Below are 2,252 nucleotides of genomic sequence, written 5' to 3'. Positions count from 1 at the left end.
GAAATTCCGGCTTACGGCAAACCTGCTTCATTGGAGTATTTCAAGTCGGCAGTGACTTATATGCAGGATAGGGATATGTCTTCTTTCTTCTATTTCTTTTCGGATGAGCCGGACTGGGTGAGGGATGAACTTATTCCGCAACTTTATCTTACGGAAGGTAATTGTAAGGTTGTCGATATAAACGGTTCGGATAAAGGATATATGGACTTGTTTTTGATAGCCTGTTGTCGGCATCAGATTACCAGTAAAGGGACTTTGGGCAAATACGGTGCTCTCTTAGAGGATAATCCGGAAAAGACAGTAGTCCTTTGTGATGATGAAGTGGAATATCCGTGGAAGGAACTGTTTCTGAATCCGGTGTTTTTATAGAGCCACTTCGTTATTGTTCTCAATGAATGAATAATATGGCGTATATTTACAAATTATAGAAATCTACATTTATCGATATGAGACCTAAACTAAGCATTATAACTGTAAACTTTAATAACAACAGTGGTCTAAGCAAAACGTTGGAAAGCGTCAGACACCAGTCTTTTTCCTCTTACGAGCATATCATTATTGATGCCGGTTCCAAGGATGGTAGTCTGGAAACAATCAAGCAGTATGCGGAAGGAAACCCGCATGTGACATTCTGGGTGTCAGAACCGGACAAAGGGATATACGACGGAATGAATAAGGGAATGGAACATGCTGGTGGAGAATACTTGCAATTCCTTAATTCCGGTGATTTTCTGGTGGGAGATGTTTTAGGTCAGGTGGATTTTGATGGGACGAAATACATTTATGGCGATGTAAGGGTTGCTGTTTCGGCAGATAAGAAGATAGATATACAATCTCCTTTTCCTCTCGACCTTGTCTTCATTTTACTGAAAGATACCATTTGTCATCAAGTGTGTTTCATTCATCACTCCCTTTTCAATAATCAACGATACAGAACGGACTATATCCTGGCTTCCGATTGGATTCATATTGTAGAGAATATTATCCTGAAAGGATGCAGCTATAAACGTGTGCCGGTATGCATTGCCGAATACGACGGAAATGGAATCAGTGCGTCCAGCGGGTCTTTAGGGGTAGACGAGCGGATGCGTTGGATAAAGGATAACATACCGGCAGCATTTTATGATAGCTTGTTGGAACTCGATAGAACCCGGATGGAACTTAATGAATATAAGAATTCCGAGTTAGGTAAAATAATCCCCATAGTGAGCCATACAAGGAGGTTCTCCAAACGTGCCCGGAAACTCGTTCTGTTCTTGTATAGAATAAATTCCATCTTCTCGTCTTCGTCAAAGCGGAATAAGAATCAGATAAAAAAGAAGTAGTGGCATGGATGTCGTGATATGTGTTTCTTCCAAAGACTGCTTGATTGTCAAGAAGACTGTTTTTTATATTCATCGGAATATAGAAAGCGATAATATCTATCTTATAACAGACAAGCATAGTTTCGGTTTCTTCTCAAAAAGGTTTCGGAGCAGATATAATATCAGCCTGATTGATGAGGAAGAGATTGTTGCGGACCGTCGGCAGCTGGAGGCAATAGCCGGGCGGCACTTCACATGTGAGTATAGATTCGGATGGTATTACCAGCAGTTCCTCAAGATGGAATTTGCGCGTAGCCGATACGCCAAAGATTATTATCTGATATGGGATAGTGACACCATACCTCTTAACCCGGTGTCCTTTCTTACTCCCGAAAAAATGGTGTTTACTCCGAAAACAGAATACCATGAGCCTTACTTCAGAACGATGCAGGCACTTATCGGTTATGGCAAGGGCACGGACTATTCATTTATAGCCGAACACATGCTTGTCTCTGTTCCTATTATGAAAGAACTGATTCGGAAGATAGAATCTTCTGCTATTCCGGGCGGTTCATGGTTTGAGAAGGTTATCAATGCAACTCCTGTGGATGAGCCAAATGGATTTTCTGAATTCGAAACTTATGGAACCTATTGCCATGCTAATTATCCGGATTGTTTCATCTTGAAGGAACTCCGTACGTTCAGAGAAGCAGGAAGCATTTATAGTCGTAGCATCTCTAAAAGAAAGCTCCGGAAATTATCCAGGAAATACGATACTATTTCGCTGGAGAGCTGGAGCACTCCCCATAAGTTCGTTAGAAGATTTTGCAACGATATGGAGGAACATGTGTTCTATCCATTGATGAAACTGATTTCAAAATTACGGTAAAACTGAAGGTGTGAAGCTGAATACTTTGGGGGAGGTTAGGCAGAAATAACCTGAAACCC

Annotated in this window: 3 protein-coding genes; all 3 read left to right on the top strand. The window is 41.2% G+C overall.

All coding sequences use genetic code 11. The features are described 5' to 3' along the window. A partial coding sequence (locus tag BWI44_RS02975) for an alpha-1,2-fucosyltransferase (RefSeq protein WP_286811291.1) occupies positions 1-369 on the top strand: 369 nt, incomplete at its 5' end. Positions 370-446: 77 nt separating this feature from the next. Then, on the top strand, positions 447-1,325 hold the full coding sequence (locus BWI44_RS02970) for a glycosyltransferase family 2 protein (protein ID WP_117749515.1): 879 nt from the start codon (positions 447-449) through the stop codon (positions 1,323-1,325). Positions 1,326-1,329: 4 nt separating this feature from the next. Beyond that, positions 1,330-2,193 carry a DUF6492 family protein gene (locus tag BWI44_RS02965; RefSeq protein ID WP_117749514.1) on the top strand — a complete coding sequence of 288 codons (864 nt, stop codon included), beginning with the start codon at positions 1,330-1,332 and terminating at the stop codon, positions 2,191-2,193. The last annotated feature ends 59 nt before the right edge of the window (positions 2,194-2,252 follow it).

Origin of the sequence: Bacteroides sp. Phil13 (assembly GCF_001940965.1) — a bacterium.
Lineage (GTDB): Bacteria > Bacteroidota > Bacteroidia > Bacteroidales > Bacteroidaceae > Bacteroides > Bacteroides intestinalis.
This window is presented reverse-complemented; position numbering and strand designations above follow the sequence as displayed.